4 protein-coding genes and 1 pseudogene are annotated in these 5,067 nt (G+C 26.6%); all 5 read left to right on the top strand.

All coding sequences use genetic code 11. The annotated features are described in order from the left end of the window. Nucleotides 1-377: 377 nt before the first annotated feature. The gene (locus tag ACH2BO_RS12620; protein ID WP_395045090.1) at nucleotides 378-590 is read left to right on the top strand and encodes a hypothetical protein; all 213 of its coding nucleotides are present in this window, start codon (nucleotides 378-380) and stop codon (nucleotides 588-590) included. Between the two features lie 81 nt (nucleotides 591-671). Then, entirely contained in the window at nucleotides 672-1,457 is a 786-nt protein-coding gene (locus ACH2BO_RS12615; RefSeq protein WP_395045089.1) for a GLPGLI family protein, read from the top strand. Between the two features lies 1 nt (nucleotide 1,458). Then, on the top strand, nucleotides 1,459-4,074 hold the full coding sequence (locus ACH2BO_RS12610) for a carboxypeptidase-like regulatory domain-containing protein (protein ID WP_395045088.1): 2,616 nt from the start codon (nucleotides 1,459-1,461) through the stop codon (nucleotides 4,072-4,074). Nucleotides 4,075-4,345: 271 nt separating this feature from the next. Next, nucleotides 4,346-4,756, top strand: coding sequence for a transposase (locus tag ACH2BO_RS12605; protein ID WP_395045087.1), 411 nt, complete (start codon nucleotides 4,346-4,348; stop codon nucleotides 4,754-4,756). 95 nt (nucleotides 4,757-4,851) lie between these two features. Next, nucleotides 4,852-5,067 (top strand): annotated as a pseudogene (locus ACH2BO_RS12600) (IS3 family transposase); the annotation flags it as partial.

Here is a 5,067-nt window from a genome sequence, read left to right as displayed (position 1 = left end):
TTGGGCTTAATTTGAAGTTGGTTTTGTACTTGCAAAGTCAGTGTTTAACCGAAAGTTTATGCTTCCTTAATCCGCCACTTCTGCAAGCTGCAAAACGTTGTATGAAACCATTGAGCTACACAAAACGCTTAAAAAACAATATAAATTGAAAATCAGGTGTTTTTACCTATACATTATTAGAATTTATTATTTATTCTTGCGCTAAAATAAAAGAGTTAACGATATTATGTATACAACAATTCTGTGAAAAGCTATTAATAATATTGAGCGAAAAAATACGTTTACAATAAATTACATCAATTAAATTAACATTCCGTAAAGCCTTGTGTGGAATTAAAACTGTTCAGGGATTGTTTAACAAAAAAATATAAATCAAGATGAAAAAAATTCTTATTTTATCAGTATTGTTTATTTTTACATTAAGTTCATTTAATAGTAAAGAGGTAAAAGCAAAAAATGTTTTACCTACAACATGGAACTATAAATGTAGAGATGGCTCTAGTGGACAAATATATTGTCCAAGTGGCTGTTCATATAGTGAAGCTTTAAGTATAGCTAATCACATATGTTCAAATCAATTCCCAGGTTAAAAAATTTAGTCAATATTTATTTATTAGCATCTTGGTAAACCAAGATGCTAATTTTATCAAAAAAAATTTAATCCATAAAAAATGAAAAAAACATTAATTATAATATTATTTTGTAATATAATTTACTCGCAGAGTAAAGGTATTATATTTTATGGCTTTATAGAGTCTTTAGGAAGTGGCAATGCTAAAGGTCAAGACTATAGTGCTTATATGACATTTAACAAAGAACAGTCATACTATGTTACAGCTAAAGATAGTTTAGAAAAAGCTGATAGAATTAATAACGAAAAAGTAGTTGAAAATGAAAATGGAGGAGGAAATTTTTATTTAGGAATGAAAGTTAGTTCGCAAGGAGATCAAGTTGTGAATAATATAAATAAAAAAACAATGTGGTCTGGCTTTTTACATAGAAAATATTTTTACATGAAAGAGGTTACTCCTAAATTTATATGGAAAATCACAAATGAAAAAAAAGATATTGGGAAATTTAAATGTAAAAAGGCAACTACAAGTTTTAGAGGCAGAAATTATATAGCTTGGTTTACAACCGAAATAGGTGTGCCATATGGTCCATGGAAATTACAAGGATTACCTGGTTTAATTTTAGAGGCTTATGATACAAATAAATCCGTATATTGGTATTTCAAAAGCGTAGAGTATCCCACAAAAAACAAAGAAAATGTAAATTTTATAAGAAAAAGCAAGAAAGAAAAGTCTATAACTTTTAGTGATTACGATGGATACAAAAAATTTATGTCAGATGAAGAAAAAAAAGTTGAAGAAAAAAATATTTTAATGAAAAAAGAATATCCAGATATTGTATTTTTAGTCCCAAAATTAGAGGATATGTTTATAGAATTTAAATAGTATGATTAAAATAATAGCTTTTTTATTTCTTTTGCCTATTTCTTTATTTGCTCAACAAATTAATATTAAAGGAGTAATAAAAGACAACCAAAACAGAAGCATCCAAAGTGCTTCTGTTTCTATAATTGATGATAAAGAAAATGATTTAGGTTATAATTTCTCAGATGAAAATGGTAACTATTCTATAACATTTGAAAAACCTAATTCAGAAAAAATAACTCTTGAAGTTTCTTGTTTAGGGTTTAAAAAAAATACACGAACACTTTCAGTAAATATAAACTCTACTCAAAACTTTTCATTAGAAGAAAAATTAGAATCACTTAAAGAAGTAGTTATCGAGTCAAACAAGAAGATAAAAGTTGAGCAAGATACAACAACAATTAAAGTAGCAAGTTTCGGAAACAAAACAGAACAAACAGTTGAAGATATTTTAAAAAAGCTTCCTGGAATTGAAGTAACAAAGGATGGGACAATAAAAGCGCACGGAAAAGCTATTGACAAACTCTTAATCGAAGGCGACGATTTGTTTGATAAAAACTACAAACTCTTATCAAAAAACCTTGATGCCAAAGTATTAGATGCTGTTCAAATCATTGATAACTTTGAGGACAATCCTATTCTGAAAAAACTTGACAATTCTGATAAAGTAGCATTAAATCTTAAACTGAAAAAAGGTAAAACCAATGTTTGGTTTGGCAATATCAGTCTTGGTAGTGGAATAATTTCAGAAAATCGTTGGAAAGAAAGTTTAAATTTAGGATTGTTAAAGAAAAAAATAAAACTATTTTATTTGAACGATTATAATAATCTTGGAGAAAAAGCAAGTGATTTGATTAATACAAATGTTCTTGAAAAAACTACTTTTAGCAATGATAGATTTGAATACAAAGCAAGAAATCTATTCAACATCAACAACAATGAAGTTCAGTTTTTCAGTAAAACACAAAGTATTTTTAATAAAGCATTTTTAAATTCATTGAGTTTTATAAAGAAATTAAATCCAAAACTTTCTTTAAGAGGTGTTGTTTATGTAGCAGACGACAATCAAAATCAAAATTCTTTTTCAGAAACTAAATACTACATAGATAATAACCCAATATCATTTACAGAAAACAATTTTTATAAAAATCACAAAATATTAGCTTCAACAGAATTGGAACTAAAATATTTTGCAAATGAGAAAAACTACATCACTAATTTGTTTATTTTCAAAAACAATCCAAACAAGTTAAACAACAATTTAATTTTTAATTCCGACCAAATCCGCCAATCATCGAAAACTGAAAATTATACATTTTACAATCATTTCAACCATACTTACCAGCTTTCAGATAATAAAGCTTTAAATAACTACATTTATTTTGGAAATGATAAAATAAACGAAAACAGTAAAATTAGTTCACCCTATCTAAATACTTTTTTAAATGCAGATACTAACGACATCATCAATCAAATAGCAAATAACAAACTATTTCACATTGGTGGCAAAACTAAATTAATTTCAAAATTAAGAAAAATTGATATTACAAATAGTTTACAATTTGAATTAAACCATGAACAATTTAAAAATATTTTTTTAGTCAACAATAGCAATAATATAGACTATCAAAACAGCACAAAACTTAACCAAATAAAAATGTCATTTGACAATGTCATTAGATATAATTTCTCAAAAAAAGTATATTTTACAGCAAACATAAGTTTGCTAAATACTATTTTCAAAACACAAATTACAAAAGAAAATATTTTTCTAATCAATCCAACCTTATCATTAAACATTAAAAAAACAGGATTTGGTAATTTTTCATTATCCCATTCAGAAAACAATACTTTACCCGAAATAAATCAACTAACTTCTAATAATCAATTAATTGATTACAGAAGTTTTTCAAAAGGAACATTATATACTAAACCCTTAAAAAATACTGTTTCTTCATTTGCATATTATTTTTATAATGATGAAAAAAGATTTTCAATAAATACAAGCCTATTTTATATAAAATCACATTCTATATTTAATACAGAAAGTACCTTAACTAATGATTTCAATTTCTCTACTTATAAGCAAACCAATGGTGGTGAAAGCTATAATTTTACTTTCAGTTTTGTCAATTACATTCGTAAACTCAAATTAGCTTCAAAAATTGAAACAACACAAATATGGAATTCTATGCCTGTAAACGTTAATTCAAACGAATTTTTGCAAGCAAAAAGCTATAATAATATATTAAAATATTCGGCAACAACTTATTTTAAAATTCCAATAAATTTTGATTGTGGTTTTACTTATAATTATAATCAATCTATATTTAACAACATTCAATCAAATAATACCACAAAAGATATTTTTCTTAATATCAATTACGCAATTTCAAAAACTTGGTTAGCAGAATTTAATAATTCTTTTTACAATGTTAACAAGCAAAATTATTCATTCAATAACATAATAGTTAATTACAACCCAACCGGAAATCGTTTTTCATATAGACTAATATTTAACAACATACGCAACGAGAACGAATACACAATTATAACGATTAGCAACTATACATACAATAAATCGAGTATAGATCTTGTTCCAAGATATTTAGTTTGTTCGGTTAAATATAGATTTTAAAAAATCATAGGTTTGTAATTACTAACAATTAAAAAATGGCTTCATACAACACAGGTTTTACGCTATTGCTAGGCTTGGGTTTTATTTGGAAAGTTTAGTGAATATTTTTTTATTTTTATTCACGTTTTTTCTTTCAAAGTTTTCGGTATATTTGTTATCGCCAGTCTTTAAAATACGCAACAGACATAAAGCCTGAGAACGTTAGCCGTCAGTGTGGAAACACTCTCGTCCTAAAATAGGTTGACTAAAAATTAAACACTTTTAGTATCCTATGGAAACAAACAAAAAACAACCCTGCCGAAAAAATGAGTATCAAAAAATAAGCTTTGATCTCAAACTTTCCATCATTGACGAAATTAATAATGGACAAATTTCTGCCAACTATGCTTCTAAAAAATATGGCATTTCTAGAGGAACTCTTGCTTATTGGATTAAGAAATTATCTAACTTTGAAGCTAAATCTAAAGCCATGAGTAAGAACATAGAGATTAAAAAACTACGAGAACGCATTGAAGAACTGGAGTTTGTAAAAGACTTTCAACAAGACATTATTGCAGATTTTGAAAACATTACAGGAGAGCATCTTTCAAAAAAGTATTTGCCCGAAGCATTAGCAAAAGAGATAGAGAAAAAGCGACTAAACCTTTCAAAACAAAGTGGCTCTATCAATGCTTCGGAATAAGCAAACAAGCTTATTATCAAAGAATTAAATATGATTTTATCAAAGAACAACAAAACAAAATTGTTCTAGATTTAGTAAGCAAAATCAGAATCAAAATGCCTAAAACAGGCACAAGAAAACTTATGCAACACATTGAAAATGATTTAATTAAAAACAATATCAAAATGGGAAGAGATGCTTTATTTGACTTACTTAGAAGTTATGGTTTATTGGTTAAGAAAACCAAACGTTTTCACATTACAACCGATTCTAAACACTTCTTTTTTAAATCTCCTAACCTACTCAAAGATTTGACTTTAAGCCACGCAGAA

It is taken from the genome of Flavobacterium sp. (assembly GCF_043773265.1).
GTDB lineage: Bacteria > Bacteroidota > Bacteroidia > Flavobacteriales > Flavobacteriaceae > Flavobacterium.
This window is presented reverse-complemented; position numbering and strand designations above follow the sequence as displayed.